At 69.0% G+C, this 25,260-nt stretch carries 24 protein-coding genes, 1 tRNA gene, 1 pseudogene and 1 riboswitch; of the genes and pseudogenes, 18 read left to right on the forward strand and 8 right to left on the reverse strand.

The window, feature by feature from the left end:
* Nucleotides 1-21 precede the first annotated feature (21 nt).
* Genes ACZ5BU_RS08630 through ACZ5BU_RS08640 form a run of 3 tightly spaced genes read right to left on the reverse strand, consistent with a single transcriptional unit; the run spans nucleotide 22 to nucleotide 4,224 of the window.
* Complete coding sequence (locus tag ACZ5BU_RS08630) at nucleotides 22-2,541, reverse strand: ABC transporter permease (RefSeq protein ID WP_465696778.1); 2,520 nt, start codon at nucleotides 2,539-2,541, stop codon at nucleotides 22-24.
* Nucleotides 2,541-3,293 carry an ABC transporter ATP-binding protein gene (locus ACZ5BU_RS08635; protein ID WP_465696779.1) on the reverse strand — a complete coding sequence of 251 codons (753 nt, stop codon included), beginning with the start codon at nucleotides 3,291-3,293 and terminating at the stop codon, nucleotides 2,541-2,543. Before ACZ5BU_RS08635 ends, ACZ5BU_RS08630 begins: the two co-directional genes overlap by 1 nt.
* 46 nt (nucleotides 3,294-3,339) lie before the next feature.
* A complete protein-coding gene (locus ACZ5BU_RS08640) occupies nucleotides 3,340-4,224 on the reverse strand; it encodes a RecB family exonuclease (protein WP_465696781.1) in 885 nt (294 codons plus the stop codon).
* Nucleotides 4,225-4,335: 111 nt separating this feature from the next.
* On the opposite strand from ACZ5BU_RS08640, the gene ACZ5BU_RS08645 reads away from it, so the two are divergent.
* The 5 genes from ACZ5BU_RS08645 to ACZ5BU_RS08665 all read left to right on the forward strand — a co-directional run bounded on the left by ACZ5BU_RS08645 (nucleotide 4,336) and on the right by ACZ5BU_RS08665 (nucleotide 9,075).
* On the forward strand, nucleotides 4,336-5,490 hold the full coding sequence (locus ACZ5BU_RS08645; RefSeq protein ID WP_465696783.1) for a M50 family metallopeptidase: 1,155 nt from the start codon (nucleotides 4,336-4,338) through the stop codon (nucleotides 5,488-5,490).
* Nucleotides 5,491-5,530: 40 nt separating this feature from the next.
* Entirely contained in the window at nucleotides 5,531-6,487 is a 957-nt protein-coding gene (locus tag ACZ5BU_RS08650; protein ID WP_465696784.1) for a tRNA (adenine-N1)-methyltransferase, read from the forward strand.
* 69 nt (nucleotides 6,488-6,556) lie between these two features.
* Nucleotides 6,557-8,302 carry a proteasome ATPase gene (gene arc / locus ACZ5BU_RS08655; RefSeq protein ID WP_465696785.1) on the forward strand — a complete coding sequence of 582 codons (1,746 nt, stop codon included), beginning with the start codon at nucleotides 6,557-6,559 and terminating at the stop codon, nucleotides 8,300-8,302.
* A gap of 118 nt (nucleotides 8,303-8,420) precedes the next feature.
* A complete protein-coding gene (locus tag ACZ5BU_RS08660) occupies nucleotides 8,421-8,552 on the forward strand; it encodes a hypothetical protein (RefSeq protein WP_465696786.1) in 132 nt (43 codons plus the stop codon).
* A 172-nt stretch (nucleotides 8,553-8,724) separates the two neighbouring features.
* Entirely contained in the window at nucleotides 8,725-9,075 is a 351-nt protein-coding gene (locus ACZ5BU_RS08665; protein ID WP_465696788.1) for a hypothetical protein, read from the forward strand.
* Here the strand turns inward: ACZ5BU_RS08665 and ACZ5BU_RS08670 are convergent.
* From ACZ5BU_RS08670 to ACZ5BU_RS08680, 3 genes are all read right to left on the reverse strand, one after another.
* Nucleotides 9,072-9,947 carry a hypothetical protein gene (locus tag ACZ5BU_RS08670; protein WP_465696790.1) on the reverse strand — a complete coding sequence of 292 codons (876 nt, stop codon included), beginning with the start codon at nucleotides 9,945-9,947 and terminating at the stop codon, nucleotides 9,072-9,074. The genes ACZ5BU_RS08665 and ACZ5BU_RS08670 overlap by 4 nt on opposite strands.
* Nucleotides 9,944-10,564 carry an RNA polymerase sigma factor gene (locus ACZ5BU_RS08675; RefSeq protein WP_465696791.1) on the reverse strand — a complete coding sequence of 207 codons (621 nt, stop codon included), beginning with the start codon at nucleotides 10,562-10,564 and terminating at the stop codon, nucleotides 9,944-9,946. Before ACZ5BU_RS08675 ends, ACZ5BU_RS08670 begins: the two co-directional genes overlap by 4 nt.
* A 72-nt stretch (nucleotides 10,565-10,636) precedes the next feature.
* Nucleotides 10,637-11,863 (reverse strand): phosphotransferase, encoded by a 1,227-nt coding sequence (locus tag ACZ5BU_RS08680; protein WP_465696793.1) that lies wholly within the window; start codon nucleotides 11,861-11,863, stop codon nucleotides 10,637-10,639.
* Nucleotides 11,864-11,936: 73 nt separating this feature from the next.
* Here ACZ5BU_RS08680 and dop point away from each other — a divergent pair, with 73 nt between their 5' ends.
* The 13 genes and pseudogenes from dop to ACZ5BU_RS08745 form a co-directional block, all read left to right on the forward strand.
* Entirely contained in the window at nucleotides 11,937-13,457 is a 1,521-nt protein-coding gene (dop, locus tag ACZ5BU_RS08685) for a depupylase/deamidase Dop (protein ID WP_465696794.1), read from the forward strand.
* A gap of 57 nt (nucleotides 13,458-13,514) precedes the next feature.
* Nucleotides 13,515-13,724 carry a ubiquitin-like protein Pup gene (locus tag ACZ5BU_RS08690; protein ID WP_130448384.1) on the forward strand — a complete coding sequence of 70 codons (210 nt, stop codon included), beginning with the start codon at nucleotides 13,515-13,517 and terminating at the stop codon, nucleotides 13,722-13,724.
* An 8-nt stretch (nucleotides 13,725-13,732) separates the two neighbouring features.
* Nucleotides 13,733-14,575 carry a proteasome subunit beta gene (gene prcB, locus ACZ5BU_RS08695; protein WP_465696797.1) on the forward strand — a complete coding sequence of 281 codons (843 nt, stop codon included), beginning with the start codon at nucleotides 13,733-13,735 and terminating at the stop codon, nucleotides 14,573-14,575.
* A gap of 25 nt (nucleotides 14,576-14,600) precedes the next feature.
* Entirely contained in the window at nucleotides 14,601-15,434 is an 834-nt protein-coding gene (gene prcA, locus ACZ5BU_RS08700; RefSeq protein WP_465696799.1) for a proteasome subunit alpha, read from the forward strand.
* Nucleotides 15,435-15,550: 116 nt separating this feature from the next.
* A complete protein-coding gene (locus tag ACZ5BU_RS08705) occupies nucleotides 15,551-16,075 on the forward strand; it encodes an NUDIX hydrolase (RefSeq protein ID WP_465696801.1) in 525 nt (174 codons plus the stop codon).
* Between the two features lie 12 nt (nucleotides 16,076-16,087).
* Nucleotides 16,088-16,173: riboswitch (ZMP/ZTP riboswitch) on the forward strand.
* Nucleotides 16,174-16,215: 42 nt separating this feature from the next.
* Nucleotides 16,216-17,076, forward strand: a complete 861-nt coding sequence (locus ACZ5BU_RS08710; protein ID WP_465696803.1) for a bifunctional 5,10-methylenetetrahydrofolate dehydrogenase/5,10-methenyltetrahydrofolate cyclohydrolase — start codon at nucleotides 16,216-16,218, stop codon at nucleotides 17,074-17,076.
* A gap of 30 nt (nucleotides 17,077-17,106) precedes the next feature.
* The gene (gene aroH, locus ACZ5BU_RS08715) at nucleotides 17,107-17,475 is read left to right on the forward strand and encodes a chorismate mutase (RefSeq protein WP_141860489.1); all 369 of its coding nucleotides are present in this window, start codon (nucleotides 17,107-17,109) and stop codon (nucleotides 17,473-17,475) included.
* Between the two features lie 7 nt (nucleotides 17,476-17,482).
* Nucleotides 17,483-18,559 carry a prephenate dehydrogenase gene (locus ACZ5BU_RS08720; protein ID WP_465696805.1) on the forward strand — a complete coding sequence of 359 codons (1,077 nt, stop codon included), beginning with the start codon at nucleotides 17,483-17,485 and terminating at the stop codon, nucleotides 18,557-18,559.
* 31 nt (nucleotides 18,560-18,590) lie between these two features.
* On the forward strand, nucleotides 18,591-19,277 hold the full coding sequence (gene cmk / locus ACZ5BU_RS08725) for a (d)CMP kinase (RefSeq protein WP_465696807.1): 687 nt from the start codon (nucleotides 18,591-18,593) through the stop codon (nucleotides 19,275-19,277).
* Nucleotides 19,267-19,995, forward strand: a complete 729-nt coding sequence (locus ACZ5BU_RS08730; protein WP_465696809.1) for a lysophospholipid acyltransferase family protein — start codon at nucleotides 19,267-19,269, stop codon at nucleotides 19,993-19,995. Before cmk ends, ACZ5BU_RS08730 begins: the two co-directional genes overlap by 11 nt.
* Nucleotides 19,988-21,355: a ribosome biogenesis GTPase Der gene (gene der / locus ACZ5BU_RS08735; protein ID WP_465696811.1), complete on the forward strand. Its 1,368-nt coding sequence runs from the start codon at nucleotides 19,988-19,990 to the stop codon at nucleotides 21,353-21,355. The genes ACZ5BU_RS08730 and der overlap by 8 nt, the downstream gene beginning before the upstream one ends.
* Before the next feature lie 71 nt (nucleotides 21,356-21,426).
* Nucleotides 21,427-21,501 (forward strand) — tRNA-Pro (locus ACZ5BU_RS08740).
* Between the two features lie 472 nt (nucleotides 21,502-21,973).
* A pseudogene (locus ACZ5BU_RS08745) lies at nucleotides 21,974-22,234 on the forward strand (group I intron-associated PD-(D/E)XK endonuclease); the annotation flags it as partial.
* Nucleotides 22,235-22,357: 123 nt separating this feature from the next.
* Here ACZ5BU_RS08745 and ACZ5BU_RS08750 read toward each other — a convergent pair.
* Together ACZ5BU_RS08750 and ACZ5BU_RS08755 are read right to left on the reverse strand one after the other, a co-directional pair.
* Entirely contained in the window at nucleotides 22,358-24,532 is a 2,175-nt protein-coding gene (locus tag ACZ5BU_RS08750; protein WP_465696813.1) for an MMPL family transporter, read from the reverse strand.
* 75 nt (nucleotides 24,533-24,607) lie between these two features.
* On the reverse strand, nucleotides 24,608-25,156 hold the full coding sequence (locus ACZ5BU_RS08755; protein ID WP_465696814.1) for a TetR/AcrR family transcriptional regulator: 549 nt from the start codon (nucleotides 25,154-25,156) through the stop codon (nucleotides 24,608-24,610).
* Between the last annotated feature and the right edge of the window lie 104 nt (nucleotides 25,157-25,260).

Consider the following 25,260-nt stretch of genomic DNA (forward strand, 5'->3'; position numbering starts at 1 on the left):
GGCTTCACTTCAGGGGTCCGATCACTCTGATGCGATCGCCCGCAGCACGTCGAGTCGCGCCGCACGCCGTGACGGCCAGACAGCGGCGAGTACGGCGAACACGACCGCGACCCCGACCGCGAGCGCGAGCTGCCCGACCGGAACCACCCGGACACCGAGCCCGCTGTCCGACATCGAGGCCTGGACCGCGACCCCGAAAACTATCCCGATCAGCAGCCCGAGCAGCGCACCGAGCAACGTGATCGCCACCGACTCGACCCGCAGCATCCGCCGCAGCTGTGTCCGGTCCATCCCGATCGCACGCAGCAGCCCGATCTCACGGGTCCGCTCGATCACGCCGAGCGCGAGCGTGTTCACGATCCCGAGCAGCGCGATCAGGATCGCCATCGTGAGCAGGAACCCGACCGCGGCCAGGCCCGCGTCCACCGGCTGCATGGCACCGGCCGCGTACGCCTTCTGGTCCCGGACCTGCAGCGACGGGTAGTCCTTCAGCCGGTCCAGGACCGCGGCCCGGACCGTCGCGATCTCCTTGCCTTGGGCAACGTCGACGTACAGCAGGCTGTCCGTCGGCGGGCCGCCGAGCTGCTCGTACGTCGCGAGTGAGAGCACGACGGCGTTGAGCTGCCGGTTCGGGGCCAGGGTGCCGCCGACGGTCAGCCGATGGACGCCGTTCGTGGTCTTCAGGTCGAAGCTCTTGCCGACGGTGAGGTTCAGCGTCTTGGCGAGGTTGCGGGGGAGGACCGCCTGCCCGTTCGTGAGCGCGACGGCTGATCCGCTGTCGAACCTGGCGACGATCGGGCCGTCCAGCGTGCCGTCGCTGACCCCGCTGACCTTCACGTCGGTGTCGCCGACCTCGCCGGTCTCCTGGCGGACCCGGTGCACGGCCTCGACGCCCGCGACCTCGGCCGTCCGGTCACCGACCTGGGTGCTGAAGTTCGGCGTGCCGTCGTTGGTGACGACGATGTCCGAGGTGCCGAGTGCCTCCAGGACGCCCTGGTTGATCGACGCCTTCGCAGACGCGGTGATCACCATCAGGCCGCTGATCAGCGCCACCGAGATCATCAGCGCGGAGGCGGTCGCGGACGTCCGGCGTGGGTTCCGCTCGGCGTTGCGCCGCCCGAGAGTGACCGGCGCGCGGCGCCCGAACGGGTACATCAGCACGCGCACGACGTAGCGGCTGATCAACGGACTGAGCATCACCACTGCCAGGACGGCGAGACCGGCACCCATCGCGATCAGGACCGCTCCGGGCAGGTCGCCCGCGGCCACTCCGATGGCGACGAACAACGCCGTCATCAGCAGCATGAACCCGCCGATCGACCCGCGGACGAGCAGCGAGCGCTCCGGGACCTGGACGTCGTCGCGCATCGCGGCGATCGGCCGGAGCTTCCCGGCCCGGCGGGCGGCCGGCGCGGCGGCCGCGACCGTGACGCCGATGCCGATCAGGTAGCACGCGATGATCGTGCCGGCGCTGACCTCCAGTCCCGCGGTCGGGATGCGCAGGTTGAACTTCTGGTACATCAGCCGGACACCGGCCGCGACCCCGATCCCGATCAGCAGGCCGAGGGTCGAGCCGATGAACCCGATGATCACGCTCTCGGTCAGGATCGTCCGGGTGACCTGGGCCCGGGACGCGCCGATCGCCCGCAGCATCGCGAGCTCCTTGCCGCGCTGCGCGACGACCATCGCGAACGTGTTGACGATCAGGAACGTACCGACGAACAACGCCAGCCCGGCGAACAGTGCCAGCACCAGGCTGAAGCTGCCGAAGGTGGTGTCGAGGTCGCGCTTGCCCTCCGACGCCACCTGCTGCGCGGTCCGCACCTTGACCGAGTCTCCGAGCACCTTGCTGATCGCCTGACCGACCGTGTTCGGATCGGACCCGGGCTTCAGCGCGACTGTGATCGACGTCCAGCCCGCCTTGCCGAGCAGCAGGCGCTGCGCGGTCGCACCGTCGAAGCTGACCAGTGGCGCGCCGGCCGCGGGACCGGCCGCCGCTGAGGTCGTGAGTGCGGTGAGTGTTGCGGTGACGGCTTGGGTAGGCGTGACGATCCGGACCTTGTCGCCGATGCTGTAGCCGGCCCGCGACGCGGTGGACTGGTCGAGCGCAACCTGCTGCTCGCCGAAGGGCGCGGTGCCATTGAGCACCTTGAACGGAGCCGACCCGATGACCCGCGGCCACGAGGCGCCGAAGGTGGTCAGCCCGTAGTTCTCGACCTCCTTGCCGGACGGATCGAGGACCTGTACGTCGCCGACCAGCAATTGCGGAACGGCGTCGGCGACCCCCGGTACGGAGCGGATCTGGTCGGCGAGTCCGTTCTGGAAGGTCACCGGCGTGTCGTTGGCGGCCTTGATCGGGGACGTCGGCGTGACCGTGATGTCCGCCGTACTGACCTCGAAGTTCTTCTTCAGGGCCGTGGACAACGAGTCCGTGAACACCATCGCGCCGCTAGCGAACGAGATGCCGAGCGTGACGGCGATCGTGCACAGAACGAACCGCAGCCGATGCGCGAGCACCGAGCGGAGACCGAGCTTGAACATCAGCCGGCCAGCTCGCCGGCCGGGTCCAGTTCCTTCATCCGGTCCAGCACGGACTCCGCCGTCGGATCGGTCAGCTCGGACTGCAGTTCGCCGTCGGCCAGGAACAGCACGCGGTCCGCGTACGACGCCGCGGTTGGGTCGTGGGTGACCATCACGACGGTCCGGCCGAACTCGCGGACCGAGCGATGCAGGAAGTCGAGGACGCCGGCGGAGGAGCGCGAGTCCAGGTTGCCGGTCGGCTCGTCCGCGAACACCACGTCCGGCCGGGACACCAGCGCGCGGGCGCAGGCGACGCGCTGCTGCTGGCCGCCGGACAGTTGCGACGGCCGGTGCCCGAGGCGGTCGGACAGCCCGATCGCGTCGACGACCGTGGCCAGCCACTCCTGGTCGGGCTTGCGGCCGGCCAGGTCGAGGGGGAGTGTGACGTTCTCCAGTGCCGAAAGGGTGGGGACCAGGTTGAACGCCTGGAAGACGAAACCGATCCGGTCCCGGCGCAGATGCGTGAGCTGCTTCTCGGGGAGCGCGGTCAGGTCGACGTCACCGAGCAGTACCTTGCCGTCGGACGGCTGGTCCAGACCGGCGAGGCAGTGCAGCAACGTGGACTTGCCGGAGCCGGACGGGCCCATGATCGCGGTGAAACGTCCTTTGCCGAAGTCCGCGCTGACGCCGGCCAGCGCGTCGACCTGCGTCGAGCCGCCGCCGTACCGCTTCCAGACCTCGACCGCCTGAACCGCAACCTCGCCCACACTCATGCGACGAACCGTACCGACCGAGGGTTCCTTCGCGGCCGGGAGGGCGTCAGCCGTCGACCGAGATCAGATCGATGCCCGCGGACTCGGCCGCGACCTCCTCGACGGAGCGGGTCGGCAGCGGTGGTGGCGTGCCGCCCCAGGCCGGGCAGATCGCCTTGTGGTCGCACCAGTCGCAGAGCGGGCCGGGGCTCGGGCGCCAGTCGCCGGAGTCGAGGGCGCGGGTGATCGCGACCCAGAGCGCCGACACCTTGCGCTCACAGGCGCGCAGGTCGGCCTCGTCGGGGACGTACCGGACGATCTCGCCGTTGCCCAGATACACCAGCTGGAGCATCGCCGGCACGACACCGCGCAGCTTCCACAGCACGAGTGCGTAGAACTTCATCTGGAACAAAGCCTTCGCCTCGAAGAACTCCGACGGCGAGCGGCCGGTCTTGTAGTCGACCACCCGGATCTCTCCGGTCGGCGCGACGTCGAGACGGTCGACGTACCCCCGGAGCACCAGGCCGGAGTCCAGCGCGGTCTCGACGTACAGCTCGCGCTCGGCGGGCTCCAGAGCGTTCGGGTCCTCGAGCGTGAAGTACTTCCCCAGCAGTTGATGGGCCTCGGCGAGCCACTTGGCCAGCTCGTCGCCGCTCGCGTCCTCCGCGAACAGTTCGCCGACCTCGGGCTCCTCCTCGAGCAGGCGCTGCCACTGCGGCTCGAGCATTCCGGCCGCCTGCTCCAGCGTCCGCTGGCCGCGCGGCAGGTCGTACAACCGCTCCAGCACGGCGTGCACCACCGTCCCGCGGACGGCCGCCGGCGACGGCTTCTCCGGCAACCGGTCGACGACCCGGAACCGATACTTCAACGGGCAGCTCATGAAGTCCGCGGCTCGGGAAGGTGACAGCGCACCCCGCGGATGCGGATCGACCTCGACAGCTGCAACGCTCATGCCCTAAACCCTAGGCACAACCACCGACAGTTCGCGCGCACCCCACCCCGGCCTGTGGAAAACCGAGGGCGTGTAGCAGCCGGTTACCCTCGGCCAAGTAGCGTTGGCTTGATGGCTGACTCGCGAGACCCCGAGACTCCCGCTCCGCCGGCCGGTCCACCACCGCCCGGGACGTGGGTGCTCGGTCGCGTCCGCGGGATCCGGCTGACCATGCGGTTCACCTGGCTGCCGGTGGCGATGCTGCTCGCGCTCGGGTTCGCGACGATCATCGGGCAGCAGTTCCCCGAGCTCGGCGGCTGGCGGTACGCGGCCGCCTTCGCGTTCGTGGTCGCGTTCACTGTGTCGATCCTGATCCACGAGCTCGCGCACGCGCTGATGGCGCTGAAGTTCGGGATCGGGGTCTCGGAGATCAACCTCGGTTTCTTCGCGGCCGGTACGCACATCGAGGGCGAGCGCAAGTCGCCGATGGAGGAGTTCGCCGTCTCCGTCGTCGGCCCGGTCGCCTCCCTGGTCGTCGGCGGGCTGGCGTACCTGGCATCCCGCCCGATCGGCGAGGGCGTCGGGTACGTCGCGCTCCTGGAGCTCGGCGTCGCGAACCTGATCGTCGGCGTCACGAACCTGCTGCCCGGTCTGCCGCTGGACGGCGGTTGGGTACTGCGCGCGATCGTCTGGAAGCTCACCGGCAACATGCACACCGGCACCGTCGTCGCCGCCTGGGCCGGGCGTCTGCTGGCGATCCTGGTGCTCACGCTGCCGGTGCTGGCCGAGCAGATCTTCCACTGGCAGGCGTCGATCCTCGACTTCGTCATCGCGCTGCTGGTCGGGTTCTTCCTCTGGTCCGGCTCGACCGCGTCCCTGATGCAGGCCAGGCTGCGGCGCAAGCTGCCCGCGCTCCAGGTGCGGACGCTGGCCCGCCGCGCGATCGCCGTACATTCCGGTACGCCGATCTCGGAGGCCGTCCGGATGGCCGGGGACTCCCAGGCCGGGGCGGTCGTGGTGATCGACGGCGACGGCAGGCCGCACGCGCTGGTGTCGGAGTCCGCGGTCGCCGCCGTGGCCCCGAACCAGCGCCCGTGGACCACCGTGAGCGAGGTTTCGACCCGGATCGGCGCGGGCCACATCATCGGGGTCAACGACACCGGCGAAGAGATCCTGACCACCCTGCGTGAACACCCCGCCACCGAGTACCTGGTGCTCGACCCGGCCGGCGGCGTGTACGGCGTGCTCGCCACCGCGGATGTGGAACGCGCGTTCCGGGGCCGCTGATTACAGGCTTTCGGTGACCGAAAGTTAAGGTGAGCGCCTTATGGCTGACTTGCGCGACTTCCCCGACCAGGCGTTCTCCGGCGTCCACCACGGACCGCTGCAGGAGGGCGAGTGGATCACCCTGCAGGACTCCAAGGGCCGCCGGCACTCGGTGAAGCTGGAGCGCGGGAAGATCTTTCACACCACCAAGGGCGGGATCGCGCACGACGACCTGATCGACGGCCCGGACGCAGTCACGATCCGCTCCAAGGGCAACGTCGAGTACCTGGCGCTGCGCCCGCTGATGGCCGACTACTCGGTGTCGATGCCGCGCGGCGCCGCGGTGATCTACCCGAAGGACACCGCGCAGATCGTCACGATGGCCGACATCTTCCCGGGCGCCAAGGTGGTCGAGGCCGGCGCCGGCTCGGGTGCACTGACCACCGCGCTGCTGCGGGCGGTCGGGATCCACGGCCGGGTGATCTCGTTCGAGCGCCGCGAAGATTTCGCCGAGGTTGCGCGGAAGAACGTGACAGGTTTCTTCGGCGGTGAGCATCCGGCGTGGCGGCTCGAGGTCGGCGACCTGGTCGAGAAGCTGAACGAGCAGGACGTCGACCGCGTCGTACTCGACATGCTGGCGCCCTGGGAGTGCGTCGACGTCGTCGCCGAGGCGCTTTCGCCCGGTGGGGTGTTCTGCGCCTACGTGGCCACCACGACGCAGCTGAGCCGGGTTGTGGAGACGCTGAGGGCACACGGCGAGTTCACTGAGCCGCGCGCGTGGGAGTCGCTCGTGCGAGACTGGCACGTAGAAGGTCTGGCCGTTCGTCCGGGGCACCGGATGCAGGGGCACACGGCCTTCTTGGTTACTGCCCGACGAATGGCGCACGGGGTTCCGGCACCCCGGAAGAAGCGTCGCCCTGCGCCCGGTGCGTACGGTGACGACTACTCCGGCCCGCGCCGTGCCGAAACTTCCGGCGACATGCCGAAGGCAACAGATTCATCCGCAACCGACACGTGATGGGATTCAGCTTGCCCGGCGAGGTTTTCTGGGTAAGGTCCATAGGGTCGAGCCCCACATGGTGAGGTGATGATCGTGGCTGGAGACGAGAGTCCTACCGCGGCAGAACTGCGTAACCAGGTCCGGTACCTGGAAGCCGAAGTCGCGGCGTTGCGACGTCGGCTGCTCGAGCACCCGGCAGACAGCCGGTCGCTCGAGAGCAGGCTGTCCGAAACACAGGCCTCCTTGGCGAGTGTCACCGCTCAGAACGAGCGGCTGGCCGACACGCTGCGGGAGGCGCGAGAGAAGATCATCGCCCTGAAGGAGGAGGTCGACCGGCTGGCCCAACCGCCCTCCGGATTCGGCACCTTCCTCGGACGAAACGAAGACGACACGCTCGACGTGTTCACCGGCGGCCGGAAACTCCGGGTCGCGGCGAGCCCGTCGGTGGACCTGGACGAGCTCAAGCTCGGCCAGGAACTGATGCTGAACGAAGCACTCAACGTGGTCGAGGCCTGCGCGTACGAGGTCGTCGGCGACGTGGTGATGCTCAAGGAGCTGCTCGCCGACGGTGAGCGGGCGCTGGTGATCGCGCAGGCCGACGAGGAGCGGGTGGTGCGGCTCGCGTCGCCGCTGCTCGACACCCCGCTGCGGGCCGGCGACTCGCTGCTGCTCGAGCCCCGTTCCGGGTACGTCTACGAGAAGATCCCGAAGTCCGAGGTCGAGGAGCTGATCCTCGAAGAGGTCCCGGACATCGACTACACCCAGATCGGTGGCCTGTCCGGCCAGATCGAGGCGATCCGGGACGCGGTCGAGCTGCCGTACCTGCACAAGGACCTGTTCCTCGAGCACGAGCTCAAGCCGCCGAAGGGCGTGCTGCTCTACGGCCCGCCCGGCTGCGGCAAGACGCTGATCGCCAAGGCCGTGGCGAACTCGCTGGCGAAGAAGGTCGCGGAGAAGACCGGCGCGGCCGGCCAGAAGTCCTTCTTCCTGAACATCAAGGGTCCCGAGCTGCTGAACAAGTACGTCGGCGAGACCGAGCGGCACATCCGCCTGGTCTTCCAGCGGGCCCGGGAGAAGGCCTCCGAGGGCATGCCGGTGATCGTGTTCTTCGACGAGATGGACTCGCTGTTCCGGACCCGCGGTTCGGGTGTGTCCTCCGATGTGGAGAACACCATCGTCCCGCAGTTGCTGAGCGAGATCGACGGTGTCGAGGGCCTGGAGAACGTGCTGGTCATCGGTGCCTCGAACCGTGAGGACATGATCGACCCGGCGATCCTGCGGCCCGGCCGGCTGGACGTGAAGATCAAGATCGAACGCCCGGACGCGGAGGCGGCCCGGGACATCTTCTCGAAGTACCTGACCGCCGGACTGCCGCTGCACGTCGACGACCTGGGCGAGTTCGGTGGCGACAAGCAGGCCTGCGTGGACGGGATGATCCAGCGCACCGTCGAGCGGATGTACACCGAGGCCGACGAGAACCGGTTCCTCGAGGTCACGTACGCCAACGGTGACAAGGAAGTCCTTTATTTCAAGGACTTCAACTCGGGCGCGATGATCCAGAACATCGTCGACCGGGCGAAGAAGATGGCGATCAAGGCGTTCCTCGACGAGAACCAGAAGGGTCTGCGGGTGCAGCACCTGCTGCAGGCCTGCGTGGACGAGTTCAAGGAGAACGAGGACCTGCCGAACACCACCAACCCGGACGACTGGGCCCGCATCTCCGGCAAGAAGGGCGAGCGGATCGTCTACATCCGGACGCTCATCTCCGGCAAGCAGGGCACCGAGCCGGGCCGGTCGATCGACACTGCGACCAACACCGGTCAGTACCTGTAAGAGCGTCATACCTCCGAAGAAGCCCGCGCCACGGCGCGGGCTTCTTCACGTCTGCTTCTGCGCGCATTCGTCAGCGGCTCGTGCTGAATAGAGTCGTGAGGAAGAGAGGAGGCAGGACATGGCCCCAGACCGGAAGCACAAGAACCACGAGGCCCTGCGCGGCTGGCTCGCGACCTCGGCGCAGGTGCTCGCGGTTCTCGTTGCACTGACCCGACTGATACTTCCCCTGTTCCACAGCGGAAGTAGCTGACGAATCGGAGATCAGCATCAAGTGGCGCCGGCGACACAACCGTGTTGCCGGCGCCTCCACATATACCAGCTTCCGGACCGGCGTTCCAGGAGCCTGGGGTAGAGATAACCCCCGGTCGGTTCGGGGGGTTTCCCCGATTGGTACGGCGTGATCGCGGGCCTACCGTGCTGCTATGGCGACGGACGATCTGCGTAAGGACCTGCGGGCCGCGGTGGCGGCGCGGCAGGAGCTCGGGCCGGAGTACGAGTCCGAGCTCATCGACAGCTTCCTCGACAAGCTCGACCAGCGTGACGCCCAGCGCCGCGCCGGCCTGCTGCCGGAGCGGGTGCCCAGCCGGCGGGTGAACCGTCACCCGAGCCGTGAGCCGGACCCGGGTGGTCTCGCGCTGGCGATCGTCTCGATCGTGGCGGCGATCCCGATCACCGCGATCGCCGCCGGCATGCTGGGCAAGTTCGGCGTCCTCATCTGCTGGGCCGGTCTGGTCGGGATCAACTACGCCCGCACGATGGCCCGTCGCCGTTAGCCGACCGGCACCTGCAGCCCCCGGGCGTCGAACGCGCGTACCTCGGTCTTCAGCTTCTGGCCGACCCTGAACTTTCCGTTCGCCTGCACCTCGATGTATGCGAAGCCGTCCTCCACGACGCCGCTGGTCCACGGGCCGGTCTTCCCGTTCAGCATGTACCGCGCCTCGACCTTCGCGACGTTCGGATGCGCCCGGTAGAGCCGCCAGGCCTGCAGCGTGGACAGGTTGTACGTGACGTCGCCGTCCGTGCCGCCGAGCGCCGTCAGGCCGTTCCGCACCGTGGGCTCGGTCTGCCAGACCTTGTCCTCGACGCGGGTGACCTGCCCGATCGCGCCGAGCTTGGCGCTCGGTGGTACGCGGGTCAGGCAGAACCGGTACCCGAGCTTGGCGGTGGACGGCGTTCCACCCGGGCCCGGCTTGCGACCGCCGCGGGACGCGGTGGGAGGTGGTGCAACGGTCCTGCGAGTGTCGCGCGCCAGTCCCACCAGCGCGGTGCTGTCCTGGGTGATGCCGCGGACGTGACGGCTCCACAGGACCTGGGCAGGACCGGCCTCGCCCGGGAACTGACATTCGGCGGTGACCTTGGCCAGGTCGTTATTCGACACCGCGCCGAGATCGACGCCGACCTTGGCTTCCGGCGAGGCGAGGGACGACGTACCGGCCGCGCCCGGGTCGTCGGAGGAATTCTGGGTGACGACCAGCGTGCCGGCGACCACGGCTCCGACGGCCGCGACTCCTACCACCGGGGCGACCCAATGCCGCGCGGGGTGCCGCGTGGCCGGCCGGGTCCGTTCCATCAGCTGGTTGCGCATCCGGGCCCGTTCGGCGGCGCTCAACGATGGAACGCGCGGCGGTTCGAGTTCGGTGTTCATGAGAGCTCCTCGGTGAGGGCGACCCGGGTGAGCAGGTCGGGGAAACGCTGACGGGTGCGGTGCAGCCGGGCCTTGACGGTCCCGACCGGTACGCCGAGGGCTTCCGCCGCCTCGGCTGTGGTGAGTCCGGACCAGACGACGAGCTCGAGCGTCTCGCGTTCGTGCCGGGGGAGTTTCGCGACGGCGCGGCGGATCGCGGACATCCGGAGCTCGTCGTCGAGCCGGCGGGCGACGTCCGGCGCATGGTCGTGTCCGGGCGCGGGGCCGGGCAGCCGGTCGACCAGATTCCGCAACCGGCTTGCCGTCCGGGCCAGTGTTCGGCACTCATTGCCGGCCACGACCAGCAGCCACCCGCGGGCACTCGGTGCGGTCAGCGGCCCGGGTGGGTTCCGTTCGAACCGTCGCCAGGTGCTCAGGAACGTCGCCTGGACCACGTCGTCGGCGGTACTCCAGGACGCGGTCCGGCGGAACGCGAACGCCCGGACGTCGTCGGCGTACCGGTCGAACAGCTCGCCGAGGGCGAAGTGGTCCCCGGTGCGCAACCGCTCCCACAGCTCCTGGTCCGAGCCGTCCGCCGGACCCGGACCGCCCGCTGAACCGGCGCCTGCGGATCCCATCGACGGCTCCGTATCGTCAGTCAGGATGATCTTCACAGCAGCTAATGACCGCTCGGCCGCCGAGTGGTTGCATCACAGCGCGGCGACGATCTGCGCCAGTCCGTCCTCGACGTCGCCGGGCCGGTCGAGCAGCAGGCCGCGGTGGACGCCGTACCAGGGGGAGAGCCGCGCCCAGTCCTTCGAGCGCTCGATCAGGCCGGGATCCGGCCGGTAGACCTCGCGTACGCCGGCGGCGACGGGTTCCGGTGCGCCGTTGAGCGGCCAGCAGAGGTCGAGGGCCGGGTCGCCGATGACCGCGTCGGTCCAGTCGATGATCCCGGTGATCCGGCCGCCGGCCATCAGGATGTGGTCCGGTCCGAAGTCGCAGTGCACCAAGGAGGTCCGGACCTGTGCGACCCGATCGAGGAGGTCCAGGGCCGTGCTGTGCAGCTCGGCAGGAAGCAGCGGCACGACCTGGGCCCGGAACTCGGCGAGAGTGGCCGTCTTCTCGGCCGTAGCGGTCGCTGCGTCGAGTGCGCCGTACGCGACGGCCTCCGCAGGGTCGACGGCGTGCAAAGCCTTCAGAAAGGCGCCCAGCGCCCGTCCCGTCTCCTCGTCGCCGGTCGTGAACGGTCGTCCGGGAAGCAAACGATGCCGTACGCCGTCCGCTGTCGGCTCCGGTACCGGTATCGGCAGGGGGAGCTGCGGGGCGAGCCAGGGGAGGAGCGTGAGCTCGGCGAGCAGCCGCGGCCGGACCTCCGGGCGACGGGGCACGCGATAGATCCACGGGCCGTCGATCCACGCGTGGCTGTCCCACCCCTCGTCGATCGCGAGGTTCCGGACCCAGTCGCCGAGCAGCCCGACGCTGTCCGGCATGAACGACCACTCGTCGAACTTCGCCACCAGCTCCGCGGGCGACATCCACGCGCCCCACGCGACCTCCTCGGGCTGGTGCCGCACCGGTCCGTCCCACACGCACGTGTAGAGGTATGCGTGGTACTGCGTGTTCTCGTCGGCGTAGTCGCCCTCCGGCAACCGCGTCAGCTCCACGCCGGTGATCCCGAGTTCCTCCTCGAGCTCCCGTACGACGGCGTGGAACGGGTCCTCACCTGCCGCCACCACACCGCCCGCGGCGAAGTCGTACCGGCTCGGATACACGTCCTTGGTTGGCGTCCGGCGATGGACGTAGATGTCACCGGCCGGATTCCGGACGACCACGCCGGTGGCCGAGTGCCGCAGGTTGTCGCGCCGCATCACCGACCGTGGCACGGCTCCGGTGACCTGGTTGTCGTCGTCCAGGATCGCCACCAATTCGTCCACGCGCGCAGTCTCACACGTAACCCTGTGGACACAGCAACCACTTTCGCCGTCGGTACCGCGTAGGCTCAACTCCATGAGTGTTCGGCGGATCATGGGTACCGAGACCGAGTTCGGCATCTCGGTACCGGGCCAGCCCGGGGCGAACCCGATGCTGACCTCGAGCCAGGTGGTGAACGGCTACGCGCAGACGCAGCCGCTCGCGCGCAAGACCCGGTGGGACTTCGACGAGGAGCACCCGTTACGGGACGCGCGCGGGTTCGACCTCAGCCGGGACGTGGCGGACTCCAGCCAGCTCACCGACGAGGAGACCGGCCTGGCGAACGTGATCCTCACCAACGGCGCCAGGCTGTACGTCGACCACGCCCACCCGGAGTACTCCGCGCCCGAGACCACGAACCCGCGGGACGCGGTGGTGTGGGACAAGGCCGGCGAGCTGGTGATCATGGAGGGCGCACGGCAGGCGCGGCTGATCCCGGGCGCGCCGCAGCTGAACCTCTACAAGAACAACGTCGACAACAAAGGCGCGTCGTACGGCGCCCACGAGAACTACCTGATGCGCCGGTCTACCCCGTTCGCGTCGATCGTGCGGCACCTGACGCCGTTCTTCGTCAGCCGCCAGGTGGTGACCGGCGCCGGCCGGGTCGGGATCGGCCAGGACGGTGCCACCCACGGCTTCCAGATCAGCCAGCGCGCGGACTACTTCGAGGTCGAGGTCGGCCTGGAGACGACGCTGAAGCGGCCGATCATCAACACCCGCGACGAGCCGCACGCGAACCCGGACCGGTACCGCCGGCTGCACGTGATCATCGGCGACGCGAACCTGTCCGAGATCTCGTCGTACCTGAAGGTCGGGACCACGTCGCTGGTGCTGGCGATGATCGAGGACGGCTGGCTGACCGACGACCTCGGCGTCGACCGCCCGGTGACCGCGCTGCACGAGGTCAGCCACGACCCGACCTGTACGCACCTGCTGACGCTGAAGGACGGCCGCAAGCTCACCGCCGTCCAGCTCCAGACGGAATACCTGGAGCAGGCCCGGAAGTACGTCGAGGACAAGTACGGCGACGACGCGGACCGGCAGACCAAGGACGTGCTGCACCGCTGGGAGCAGATCCTCGACCAGCTGGCGCTGGATCCGATGAAGTTGTCGGACCAATTGGACTGGGTGGCGAAGTACAAGCTGCTCCAGTCGTACCGCGACCGCGACGGCCTGGACTGGGACGACCCCAAGCTGCACCTGGTCGACCTGCAGTACGCCGACCTCCGCCCGGACAAGGGGCTCTATTACAAGTTGGTGAAATCCGGCCGGATGCAGCGGATCGTCACCGACGAGGAGATCCGGATGGCGGTCGCGCACCCGCCGACCGACACCCGGGCGTACTTCCGCGGCCGCTGCATGCAGCAGTACGCGCCGCAGGTCGCGGCCGCCTCGTGGGACTCGGTGATCTTCGATCTGCCGGGCAAGGAGTCGCTGCAGCGGATCCCGACCTTGGACCCGTTGCGGGGCACGAAGGCGCATGTCGGGGCACTTCTTGACCAGTGCGACACCGCGAGTGACCTGGTTCGCACCATTACTGGGGGCGGCGCCGGGTAGGGTCGCTAGTGAGGGTCGATTTGGGCGGCCCTCCCAGCGGTTCTAGGAGGTGGCCACATGGCGAAGGACGGCGGTCAGCAGCACAAGCAGCCGAAGCGTTCGTCGACCGAGGAAGAGGTCGAGCAGGTCGAGGCGTCCGAGGACGTCCAGGAGCGGAAAGAGCGGCTCGACGAGGACGTCGACTCGATCCTCGACGAGATCGACGAGGTGCTCGAGGAGAACGCCGAGGAGTTCGTCCGCGGATTCGTGCAAAAGGGTGGGGAGTGAACCGCTCGATGACATCTGATGCCTCCGGCCGGCTGCCGGAAGCCTTCCTGACCCCGGGCGGCTCGTCGTTCATGGACTTCCTGGCCGGGCACGCGCCCGACCTGTTGCCCGGACGGCGGTCGCTCGGGCAGGGTGACCTGTCCAGCGAAGTCCCGCACGGTACGACGATCGTGGCCGCCACCTTCCCCGGTGGCGTGATCATGGCCGGCGACCGGCGGGCCACGATGGGCAACATCATCGCCCAGCGTGACATCGAGAAGGTGTTTCCGGCCGACGAGTACTCGGCGGTCGCCTTCGCCGGGTCGGCCGGTTTCGGGATCGAGATGGTCCGGCTGTTCCAGGTCGAGCTCGAGCACTACGAGAAACTCGAGGGTGCGACGCTCAGCCTGGACGGCAAGTCCAACCGGCTGAGCGCGCTGATCCGGGGCAACCTGGCGATGGCCATGCAGGGTCTGGCCGTGGTGCCGCTGTTCGCGGGGTACGACGTGGACCTCAAGGGCGGCCGGATCTTCTCCTACGACGCCACCGGCGGGCGGTACGAGGAGCACCACTTCCACAGCGTCGGCTCGGGCTCGCTGTTCGCCCGCGGCGCGCTGAAGAAGCTCTACCGCGAGGACCTGTCCGAGACCGACTGCGTGACGGTGGCGATCCAGTCCCTGATCGACGCCGCCGACGACGACTCGGCCACCGGCGGCCCGGACATGCTGCGGCGGATCTTCCCGGTGGTCGGCGTGGTCACGGCGGACGGTTACCGGCGACTGCCCGAGGACGAGGTGGCCTCCTTGGTCGACGCGGCCTGGGAGCAGCGGCACCAGCGTCCCGACGGCCCGGCCGCGGCGTCCCTGACCTGATCACCCCGAACTGACAGAGGACTCGATGAGCGTTCCCTTCTACGTCTCGCCCGAGCAGCTGATGCGGGACCGGGCGGACTTCGCCCGGAAAGGCATCAGCAAGGGCCGCAGCGCGATCGCGCTGCAATATGCCGACGGCATCCTGTTCGTCGCGGAGAACCGGTCGCCCGCGTTGCACAAGGTGGCCGAGATCTACGACCGGATGGCCTTCGCCGCCGTCGGCCGGTACAACGAGTTCGAGAACCTGCGGATCGCCGGCGTCCGGCTCGCTGACATGCGCGGGTACTCGTACGACCGTCGTGACGTGACCGGCCGCGCGCTCGCCAACGCGTACGCGCAGACCCTCGGCGCGATCTTCTCCTCCGGTGGCGAGAAGCCGCTCGAGGTGGAGATCCTGGTCGCCGAGATCGGCAACAGCGCGGCCGAGGACCAGATCTACCGGCTCACGTACGACGGCTCGATCGCCGACGTCCGCGGGTACGCCGTGATGGGCGGCCCGGCGGAACAGGTCGCGGACTACATCGGCGAGCACTACCGCGACGCCATCTCATTGGCCGGTGCGCTTCGCCTGGCCGTGGATGCGCTCAGCCACGACGGCACCGAGGTCCGGGAGCTGACGCCGGACCAACTGGAGGTCGCCGTCCTGGACCGGACCCGCTCCCAGGTCCGCAAGTTCAAGCGGATGACCGAGGAAACCGTCTCCAACATCCTTTCGGAGTCCCAGCCGGCGCCGGCCGAGGAGACGTCCGCCAAGTCCGAGGACGACACCGCGTCCGCGGAGGAGACCTCGGAAGTACCGCAGCCGGACGACGCACCGGTGGCCCCACCGGAAGACCCCGAAGACAACCGTCCGCTGTGACGGACCACCCCGAGAACTCAGCCGTCACCGACCACGTGGCGGCTGAGCCATCTCCGGACCCGTCAGCCCCTGTTTCGCCCGCTGGGGGTCAGCCGGCTGATCCGGCGCCCTGGGAGTTGCTGGGGGAGGAGCTGGGGTTCGAGCGGTTCCTGTCGGTGCGTCTGCGGCGGTACCGGATGCCCGACGGGCGTGAGGTCGAGTGGGACGTGTTCGGCCGTGAGGCCGGCGTCAACGCGGGGGTGACCGTGCTGCCGCTGACGCCGGAGGGGCGGATCGTGACGATCCGGATGTTCCGGGCCGGTCCGGACAGTGTGGTCACGAACCTTCCCGGTGGGCTGGTGGAGCCCGGGGAGGAGGTGGCGGTCGCGGGTGCGCGGGAGCTCGAGGAGGAGACCGGGTACACCTGCGAGACCCTCGACGTGGTCGGCTGGCAGTGGTCCGGGGCGTCCTCGACGTTCCGGAAGTACGTCGCGATCGCCCGCGGCTGCCGCCCCGACGGCAAGCAGCAACTGGACGAGACCGAGGACTGCGTCCCGGTCGAGCTCACCGTCGACGCCTTCCGTGCCGAGCTCCGCAATCCTGGCGCGATGACCGGGATCGACGCCGCCTACCTGGCCCTGGACCACGCTGGTCTGCTCTGACTGGATATCCTGACGGTGGACCGCGACTGGCGTTGAGGTGGAGGAACCACCGGGGAACGGTCTGCCATCCGGCTTCGCCGCGCGCCTGGGCACCTTCGTACCAAGAGGGTGTCTGGGAACCCTCACAGAGGAGTGCGCGCATGAGTGCTGAGCTGATGATCGGGACCGACCTCGCCGCCGAGATGGTGGCCAAGGCGGCGGAGCGGGCGAGTGCCCTGCGGGAGCGGTACGGCGTACAGCCGTGCCTGGCGACGGTTCTGGTCGGCGACGATCCGGCGTCGGCGACGTACGTACGGATGAAGCAGAACCGGTCGAGGAAGGCCGGTATCGCGTCCCGCAGCGTCGTACTGCCGGCCTCGACGACCACCGAAGAGCTGGTCGCGGAGATCAGCAAGCTGTCCGAGGACCCGGCTGTGCACGGCATCCTGCTGCAGCACCCGGTTCCGGCGCAGATCGACGAGCGGGCTGCGTTCGAGGCGATCGACCCGGCCAAGGACGTGGACGGCGTGACGATGCGGTCGTTCGCGGCGATGGCGTTCGGGGACCAGGGGTTCCGGTCCGCGACGCCCGGCGGGATCATGCGGCTGCTGGCGGCGTACGACGTACCGCTCGAAGGCGCCCACGCCGTCGTGATCGGCCGCAGCCCGATCCTCGGCAAGCCGGCCGGTATGTTGCTGCTGGCATCGAACGCGACCGTCACGTACGCGCACTCCCGGACCCGCGACCTGCCCGAGCTCGTCCGCACGGCCGACGTGGTGGTCGCCGCGGTCGGTAAGGCGAACTTCGTCCGCGGCGACTGGCTGAAGCCGGGCGCGGTGGTCGTCGACGCCGGCTTCAACGAGGGCAACGTCGGCGACGTGCACTTCGCCGAGGCGGCCGAGGTCGCGAGCCTGATCACCCCGGTTCCGGGCGGCGTCGGTCCGATGACGATCGCGCTGCTGCTGGAGCAGACGGTCGACGCCGCTGAGACGGCTGTCCACTCCTTGACTACGCTGAACTAGGGTTGGGGGAGGCGAACGAGGAGGCGAGACGTGGCGGTACGGGCGATCCGGGGTGCCACCCAGCTGGACGTGGACGAGCGCGAGCATCTGCTCGAGCGGTCCGCGGAGCTGGTGAAGGCAGTCCTGGAGGCGAACGATCTGGAGAACGAGGATCTGATCAGCATCCTGTTCACCGTCACGTCGGACCTCCGGTCGGAGTTCCCGGCCGTCGCCGGCCGCCAGATCGGGCTCACCGACGTACCACTGATGTGCATGCAGGAGATCCCGGTGCCGCACGCGCTGCCGCGGGTCGTCCGGCTGATGGTGCACACCGAGTCGCCGCGCTCCCGGGACAAGATCCAGCACGTGTACCTGCACGGCGCCGTCGCGCTCCGTCCGGACCTGACCGGTGCCCAGTGAAGGCGGCATGGTGACTGAGCTTCGCGGGCCGGTCCGCATCGTCGGTACCGGGCTGATCGGTACGTCGATCGGCCTCGCGCTCGCCCGGCTCGGGGTGGTCGTGGAGCTCGTCGACGGCAACCCCGAGAACGCGCTGATGGCCGAACGGATCGGCGCCGGTTCGCGGCTGGTCGGGATCGAGCCGCAGCTGGTCGTGGTCGCCGTACCGCCCGATCACGTCGGCGAAGTCGTCGCCGAGCAGCTTCGGCAGACGCAGCAGTCGGGGGCGATCGTCACCGACGCCGCGAGTGTGAAGTCCAAGCCGCTCGCGGACGCGCGCAGCCTGGTTCCGGACGTCAGCCGGTACGTCGGAAGTCACCCGATGGCCGGCTCCGAACGCAACGGCCCGCTGGCCGCGCGCGCTGACCTGTTCGACGGTGCGACCTGGGCGATCACGCCGCACGCGACCAGCGATCCGGGCGCGATCGACCTGGTACGGCGACTCGCCGAGGCCTGCGGCGCCCGGACCGTCGAGCTGTCCGTGGACGACCACGACCTGGGCGTCGCTCGCGTCTCGCACCTCCCGCACCTGATGTCCGCGCTGGCCGCCGGGACGCTGGCCGACGCGCCGTCCTCACACCTGGAGCTGTCCGGGCAGGGCGTCCGCGACGTCACCCGGATCGCGGCCGGCGACCCGCGGCTGTGGACGCAGATCGTGTCCGCGAACTCGACCGCGCTGACCGGCCTGCTGGAACAGATCCGCGGCGAGCTCGACCGGCTACTCGTTGCCCTTGGCAAAGAAGAGGCGAACGACGAACTGACCGCGATCCTCGGCCAGGGCGTGTCCGGCGCGGTCCGGGTCCCGGGCAAGCACGGCACCCCGCACATCGACCTGGTCACGATCCTGGTCACGATTCCGGACCGCCCGGGCCAGCTGGCGAAACTGTTCGCCGACGCCGCCGAGTCCGGCGCCAACGTCGAGGACCTCCGCATCGACCACAGCCCCGGCCGCCCGGTCGGCGAGGTCGAGCTCGCGGTCAAACCCGGCTCGGTCGACCAGCTCGTCGACGTACTCACCGACCGCGGGTGGGTAGTCCACACTTAGACTGTCACCGTCCGAAGGTAATCTTCGGGGCATGATCATCGCTGTGGACGGGCCGAGCGGCTCCGGTAAGTCGAGCACGGCCCGCGGAGTGGCCACCCGGCTCGGACTGCGGTACCTGGACACCGGTGCGACGTACCGCGCGGTGACCTGGTCGGCGGTCGAGCGCGGGCTGGACCTGGACGACACGGCGGCGGTCGCGCAACGCGCCCGGGACCTGGTGCTGGAGATCAGCACCGACCCGGGTCACCAGTTCGTGATCGCCGACGGGACCGACATCACGGCCGCGATCCGGGAGCCGCGGATCAGCGAGGTGGTGTCGAAGATCGCCACCAACCTGGACGTCCGCAAGGAACTGATCCGGCGCCAGCGGGCAGTCATAGACGACGCGCAGACCGACGGCGGCATCGTCGTCGAGGGCCGTGACATCGCCACCGTGGTCGCCACCGACGCCGAGCTGAAGGTGCTGCTCACCGCCGACCAGGAGGCCCGGATGGCGCGCCGGGGCGCCGAGCTCGCGGCCGGGTCCGTGACCGCGGCCGAGCTCCGTGACCAGATCGTCCGCCGGGACGCCGACGACTCGACCGTGTCGGAGTTCCAGGTGGCCTCCGACGGCGCGGTCACCATCGACTCGACGTACCTGACCCTGGAGCAGGTCGTCGACGCGATCCGCCGGCTCGCACTCGAGAGTGTTCCTCAGGGCCGGAGTCATGACGGCTGAGGTCACGGGGCACAAGGATCTGCCCAGAACGGACGATCTGCCCCCACTCCCGTACCGCTTGGCGCTCCCGATGCGGAAGGTCGCCAAGCCGTACTTCTTCCGCAAGTACAAGTTGACCGTGCATCACGAGGACCGGTTCCCGCTGACCGGTCCGTTGCTGATGACACCGAACCACCTGAGCCTGCTGGACGCCCCGCTGCTCGGCGCGGTCGCGCCGCGGATGCTGCACCAGCTCGGGAAGATCGAGGTGTTCGGCGGCTTCCAGGGCAGGTTCCTGCACCGGATCGGCCAGATCCCCGTCGACCGGTCGTCGTACGACATGCTCGCGGTCCGCACGTCGATCAAGGTGCTGCGGGACGGGCGGGTGCTGAACATCTACCCGGAGGGCACCCGCGGGCCGGGCGACTTCGGCCGGATCCGGATCGGGGTGGCGTATCTGGCGATGGTCACCGGGGCGCCGATCCTGCCGGTGGCGCTGATGGGTACGCGGTTACCGGACGGCAGCGTGGAGACCCATCCGCCGTCCGGGAGCCGGATCGACATCGTGTACGGCGAGCCGTTCTCCGTGGACCGCGTACCCTTTCCCAGGAGACATTCCGACGTACAGGCGGTCGCCGACCACATCGGCGACGTGCTGCGCGCCCACGTGAAGGCGGCCGTCGACGAAACCGGCCACCCACTTCCGGGCTGGCGAGACCAGAAGGACCCTGATGACTGACCTGCCCATCGAAGTACCGACGCACGAGCGTGAGGACACCGGGCCCTTGCCCGTGCTCGCGATCGTCGGGCGGCCGAACGTGGGCAAGTCCACGCTGGTCAACCGCATCATCGGCCGCCGCGAGGCGGTCGTCGAGGACACCCCGGGCGTCACCCGGGACCGGGTTTCGTACGACGCGAACTGGGCCGGCCGGGAGTTCACCGTCGTCGACACCGGCGGCTGGGACCCGGACGCGGTCGGCATGGCCGCGCTGGTCGCGGCGCAGGCCGAGGTCGCGATCAACGCCGCCGACGCGGTCCTGTTCGTGGTCGACGCGGTGGTCGGCATCACCGACGCCGACGAGGCGGTCGTCCGGGTGCTGCGCAAGTCCGGCAAGCCCGTCGTCCTGGCCGCGAACAAGGTCGACGACCAGCGGATCGAGTCCGAGGCGATGAACCTGTGGGCGCTCGGCATCGGCGAGCCGTTCCCCATCTCGGCCATGCACGGCCGAGGGACCGGGGACATGCTGGACGCCGTCCTCGAGGCGCTCCCGGAGGCGCCCGCGGAACGCGATGGCGAGGTCGGCGGCCCGCGCCGGATCGCGATCGTCGGCAAGCCGAACGTGGGCAAGTCGTCGCTGCTGAACAAGGTCGCCAAGGAGGACCGCGTCGTCGTCAGCGACGTCGCCGGTACGACGGTCGACCCGGTCGACGAACTGATCACGCTGAGCGGCAAGGAGTACCGGTTCATCGACACGGCCGGGATCCGGCGCAAGGTCAAGAACGCCTCCGGCCACGAGTACTACGCCTCCCTGCGGACCAACGCCGCGATCGAGCGGGCCGAGGTCGTCGTGGTCGTGATCGACTCGTCCGACTCGATCACCGAGCAGGACCTGCGGATCATGAACGCGGTCGAGGAGGCCGGCAAGGCGCTCGTGATCGCGTACAACAAGTGGGACCTGATGGACGACGAGCGCCGCTACTACCTGGAGCGCGAGATCGACCGCGACCTGGTCCAGTTCCGCTGGGCGCCGCGGGTGAACATCAGCGCGCTGACCGGCTGGCACATGGACAAGCTCGTACCGGCCATCGAGGCCGCCCTGGAGGGCTGGCAGACCCGCGTACCGACCGGCCAGCTGAACGCCTTCCTCGGCCGCCTGGTCGCCGCCCACCCGCACCCGGTCCGCTCCGGCAAACAACCGAAGATCCTCTTCGGCACCCAGGCCACCACGATGCCGCCGACCTTCGCGATCTTCACCTCGGGCCAGATCGAACCCTCGTACCAGCGCTTCATAGAACGCCGCCTCCGCGAAGACTTCGGCTTCGTCGGCAGCCCAGTCCACGTACAGATCCGAGCCCGCCAAAAGAACAAGAAACGCTGACCGAACCCGGTAAGAACCACCCCTCGGCATGCTGTATGGTTTACCCCGGTTCGGTCTTCGGAACGAGCTGGCGGGCTGTGGCCTAGCTTGGTTAGGGCGCGTGTCTGGGGGACACGAGATCCCGAGTTCAAATCTCGGCAGCCCGACCGCCAAAGAGGGGCACCGATTCTGTCGGTGCCCCTCTTTACGTTTGTCCGCATGGATGAAACCGGGAACCGGCGTACCTGGACCGACACGCAACTGTCCGAGGCTGTCGCGAGCAGCCCGTCGTGGCGGGCGGTCGCTCGTGCACTGGGGTTGAAGAACACCTCCACAGGAGCGATCAGGCGGCACGCTGCGAGGCTCGAGCTGGATACATCGCACTTCACCGGACAGCGTCGCTGGTCCGATCAGCGGCTGCGCGAGGCCGTGGCAGGCGCGAGCTGCTGGGCGGACGTTCTTGTTGATCTCGGCATTGTGGACAACGGAGCAGAGCGGGTCCGGATCAAGGGTCATGCTGTCCGGCTGGGCTTGGACTGCACGCATCTGAAGTCGCCAGTGGCCCAGCCGGCACCCATCGCGATCTTCGACGAGGCGGTCCGGCCCGAGATGCTTCGGTATTCTGCCGCTGCGCTGGCGATGGCCTGGTTCACCCTGCGGGGATGTGCCGTCGCGCTGCCGATCGAGCCTCAGGAATACGACCTGCTCGTGACGACGTCCGACGGCATCCAGCGCGTGCAGGTCAAGTCCTGTGCAGCCCGAACCAAGCGCGGCTACTGGAACGTCGGCATCGGGCGGCGTCCGTACGTGCTGGACAAGTCCGCGGGAAAGGTGCCGTACGACCCGGATGCGATCGACTTGTTCTTCATCGTTCTCGGCGACGGCAGCATCTACGTCATTCCGAGTGCGGTCCTGGCGGGCCGCACCAGCATCTCGGCAGACAACTACACGCCGTACCGCGTTGGTGATGCCTCGAGTTTGCTGGGTGGGGCGCCGGGTGCATCCGGCGCCCCACGGCGTCGGTCAGCGTATGTTCAGGAGTTCGTCGGTTCGCGGTTCCTCGGGGACTCGAAGGGTTTCGCCTTCGATGTCTACTCGGGGGGTGAGGCGGTCCAGCCAGCGGGGGAACCACCAGGCTCGGTCGCCTAGCAGGCTGAGGATGGCGGGGACGAGCGTCATGCGGACGACGAAGGCGTCGATCAGGACGCCTACGGTGAGGCCGAAGCCGATGGCTTTGATGACGGGGTCGTGGACGAGGATGAAGCCGGCGAACACGGAGGCCATGATCAGCGCGGCGGCGGTGACGACGCGGGCGCCGTGACCGAGGCCCTGGACGGTGGCGTCGTTCGCGTGCCGGCCGTGCACGAACTCCTCCCGGACACGCGACACGATGAACACCTCGTAGTCCATCGCGAGCCCGAACAGGATGCCCATCATGATGATCGGCAGGAAGCTGACCAGCGGCCCGGGGGAGTCGACGCCGACGAGCTTCGCCAGGTGCCCCTGCTGGAACACCGCGACGGTGATCCCGAACGTCGCCCCGATCGTCAGCACGAACCCGAGCGTCGCCTTCAACGGCACGAGCACGGACCTGAACGCCAGCAGGAGCAGCAGGAACGACAACCCGATCACGACGAACAGGTACGTCGGCAACGCGTCGGACAGCTTGTTCGACACGTCGACGCCGACGGCGGTGTTGCTCGTCACGGAGATCTCGGTGTCGCCGGTTGCGAGAGGCTTGATCGCGGACCGTAGGCTCTTCACCAGTTCGGAGGTCTGCTCGCTGGCCGGTCCGCTGCGAGGGATCACCTGCACCAACCGCGTCGTACCGTCCTGACTGGCCGCGGCCGGCTGCGCCGCGACCACATCGGTCAGCCCCTGGGTCTTCCCCAGCACCTGCTGCGCCACGGCGTTGGCCGTCGCCGCATCGTTGCTCTTGACAACGACCACGAGCGGCCCGTTCGCGCCCGGCCCGAAGGCGGCGGCGGTGAGGTCGTACGCGACCCGCTGGTTCGTACCGGCCGCCGCCGAAGCACCGTCCGGCAACGCGAGCTGCATGTCCTTCGCCGGGATCGCCAGCAACCCGAGCCCGACGATGCCGACAGCAACGATCGGCACCCGCAACCGGGTGACCAACCGGCCCCAGCGGAACCCGAACCCTTCGACCGGCGCGACCGCGGTCGGCGCCTTCCGCAACTTCCGCGGCAGCACTCGGTTCCCGACGAACCCGAGCAGCGCCGGCAGCAACGTCAACGCGACGAGTACGGCGGTCAGCACCGTAGCGGCCGCGGCGAGCCCCATCGCGGTCAGGAACGGTACGCCGACCACCGACAGCCCAGCCAGCGCGATCACCACGGTCGCCCCGGCGAACAACACCGCCGACCCGGCGGTCGCGGTCGCCCGGGCGACAGACTCCTCCGGATCCATGCCTTCGCCGAGCTGCGACCGGTGCCGCGAGCTGATGAACAGCGAGTAGTCGATCCCGACCGCGAGCCCCAGCATCAACGCGAGGATCGGCGCCGTCGACGACACGTCGGTGAACGCGGTCACGACGAACAGCCCGGCCATGCCGGCGAGTACGCCGAGCAGGGCCGTCACGAGCGTCATCCCGGCGGCGACCAGCGACCCGAACGTGACGACCAGTACGACGGCCGCGACCGCGACGCCGATCACCTCGGTCGCGCCGATCTCCGGTACCCCGGCCTTGATCTGCCCGCCCGGCACCACCTTGAGGTCACCGTTGCTCAGCGCGCTGAGTCCGTCGTACCCGTCGCTGCTCGCGGCGGAGAGCTCGTCGGCGGGCTTGTCGAACTGGACGCTGATCAGCCCGGTCCGGCCGTCCGGGCTGATCGCCTTGCTCATGAGCGGGTCGATCGCGGCGATCACCTCGGGTACCTTCGCGACCTTGGCAACGGTGACGCCGACCGCGGCCTTCACGGTCGGGTCGGCGAGCGTCTTGCCCTCCGGTGCCTGGACGACGACCGTCGCGGACGCGCCGCTCGCAGCGGGCAGCTCCTGCTTGAGGGCGTCGAGTGCACGCTGCGACTCGGTGCCCGGGATCGAGAAGGTGTTCGCGGTCTTGCCGCCCAGCGTCAGTGCGCCGATCCCCAGCACCACGAGGAACAGCGCCCACAGCGCGGCGACGAGGTGCCTGCGCTGGTACGAGAACCGGCCGAGCCGGTACAGCAGATTGGCCATGGGGAAGTGCGTCCGTTTCAGGTCGGTGGGCAGAAGTGATCGCCCCAGCGGCAGCCGGGGGGATCGGGAGGGGCGTCAGGCGCGGAGGAGGAGCCTCCGCAGGGCGGTGTCGCAGAGCCTTCGGAGCTCGTCGTCGGTACGTTCGCCCGGGAACCGGCACTCGCCGAGCAGGCCGTTCACGGCGAACTTGGCGAGGTCGCGGTCGAGGGGGTCGTCGGAGCCGGCCAGGTACTCGGTCAGCTGGATGCCGTCGGCGACCAGACCGGCGACCTCCGGCATGTTCTCGATCACCGGGATCACGTCCTGGATCACATCCATCACCCCGCGGTGCAGGACCGCCAGGTCGGTGAAGCGCTGGATCGCGAGCTCCTGTGCCTCGGACCGGGGGAGCTTCGCCAGGCGCTCGATCAGCTCGGCCACGTCGGCCGCGGCGGGTTCGAGGACGGCGGCGAGCACGGCCGGTTTGCCGTTGAAGTGGTAGAGCACCGTCGCCTTGGAGCAGCCGGCCGCGGTGGCGATGTCCTGCAGCGACGTCGCGTTGTAGCCGGCCGCCTGGAACAGGTCCATCGCCTGGTGCACGATCTCGCGCCTGGTCCGCTCCCGGGCTGGGGTGGTGACTGCCATGAGATCAGCTTGCCTGACCGATCGGCCAGTTTTCAACCGATCGGTCAGTTTTGTGGTTCGGTTCACCCCGTGGCCAGTCCTTGCTTGCGGTGTAATGATGTAAT

The organism is Kribbella sp. NPDC031520 (assembly GCF_055580825.1).

Excerpts from the sequence above, each read along its gene's own strand:
- prcA (WP_465696799.1), top strand. The coding sequence starts at position 14,601 with ATGAGCGTTCCCTTCTACGTCTCGCCCGAGCAGCTGATGCGGGACCGG.
- ACZ5BU_RS08635 (WP_465696779.1), bottom strand. The coding sequence starts at position 3,293 with ATGAGTGTGGGCGAGGTTGCGGTTCAGGCGGTCGAGGTCTGGAAGCGG.
- der (WP_465696811.1), top strand. The coding sequence starts at position 19,988 with ATGACTGACCTGCCCATCGAAGTACCGACGCACGAGCGTGAGGACACC.
- ACZ5BU_RS08670 (WP_465696790.1), bottom strand. The coding sequence starts at position 9,947 with ATGAACACCGAACTCGAACCGCCGCGCGTTCCATCGTTGAGCGCCGCC.
- ACZ5BU_RS08750 (WP_465696813.1), bottom strand. The coding sequence starts at position 24,532 with ATGGCCAATCTGCTGTACCGGCTCGGCCGGTTCTCGTACCAGCGCAGG.
- arc (WP_465696785.1), top strand. The coding sequence starts at position 6,557 with ATGATCGTGGCTGGAGACGAGAGTCCTACCGCGGCAGAACTGCGTAAC.
- ACZ5BU_RS08755 (WP_465696814.1), bottom strand. The coding sequence starts at position 25,156 with ATGGCAGTCACCACCCCAGCCCGGGAGCGGACCAGGCGCGAGATCGTG.
- ACZ5BU_RS08640 (WP_465696781.1), bottom strand. The coding sequence starts at position 4,224 with ATGAGCGTTGCAGCTGTCGAGGTCGATCCGCATCCGCGGGGTGCGCTG.
- ACZ5BU_RS08650 (WP_465696784.1), top strand. The coding sequence starts at position 5,531 with ATGGCTGACTTGCGCGACTTCCCCGACCAGGCGTTCTCCGGCGTCCAC.
- cmk (WP_465696807.1), top strand. The coding sequence starts at position 18,591 with ATGATCATCGCTGTGGACGGGCCGAGCGGCTCCGGTAAGTCGAGCACG.
- ACZ5BU_RS08730 (WP_465696809.1), top strand. The coding sequence starts at position 19,267 with ATGACGGCTGAGGTCACGGGGCACAAGGATCTGCCCAGAACGGACGAT.
- ACZ5BU_RS08645 (WP_465696783.1), top strand. The coding sequence starts at position 4,336 with ATGGCTGACTCGCGAGACCCCGAGACTCCCGCTCCGCCGGCCGGTCCA.
- prcB (WP_465696797.1), top strand. The coding sequence starts at position 13,733 with ATGACATCTGATGCCTCCGGCCGGCTGCCGGAAGCCTTCCTGACCCCG.
- ACZ5BU_RS08675 (WP_465696791.1), bottom strand. The coding sequence starts at position 10,564 with ATGGGATCCGCAGGCGCCGGTTCAGCGGGCGGTCCGGGTCCGGCGGAC.
- ACZ5BU_RS08660 (WP_465696786.1), top strand. The coding sequence starts at position 8,421 with ATGGCCCCAGACCGGAAGCACAAGAACCACGAGGCCCTGCGCGGCTGG.
- ACZ5BU_RS08720 (WP_465696805.1), top strand. The coding sequence starts at position 17,483 with ATGGTGACTGAGCTTCGCGGGCCGGTCCGCATCGTCGGTACCGGGCTG.
- dop (WP_465696794.1), top strand. The coding sequence starts at position 11,937 with ATGAGTGTTCGGCGGATCATGGGTACCGAGACCGAGTTCGGCATCTCG.
- ACZ5BU_RS08630 (WP_465696778.1), bottom strand. The coding sequence starts at position 2,541 with ATGTTCAAGCTCGGTCTCCGCTCGGTGCTCGCGCATCGGCTGCGGTTC.
- ACZ5BU_RS08665 (WP_465696788.1), top strand. The coding sequence starts at position 8,725 with ATGGCGACGGACGATCTGCGTAAGGACCTGCGGGCCGCGGTGGCGGCG.
- ACZ5BU_RS08710 (WP_465696803.1), top strand. The coding sequence starts at position 16,216 with ATGAGTGCTGAGCTGATGATCGGGACCGACCTCGCCGCCGAGATGGTG.
- ACZ5BU_RS08690 (WP_130448384.1), top strand. The coding sequence starts at position 13,515 with ATGGCGAAGGACGGCGGTCAGCAGCACAAGCAGCCGAAGCGTTCGTCG.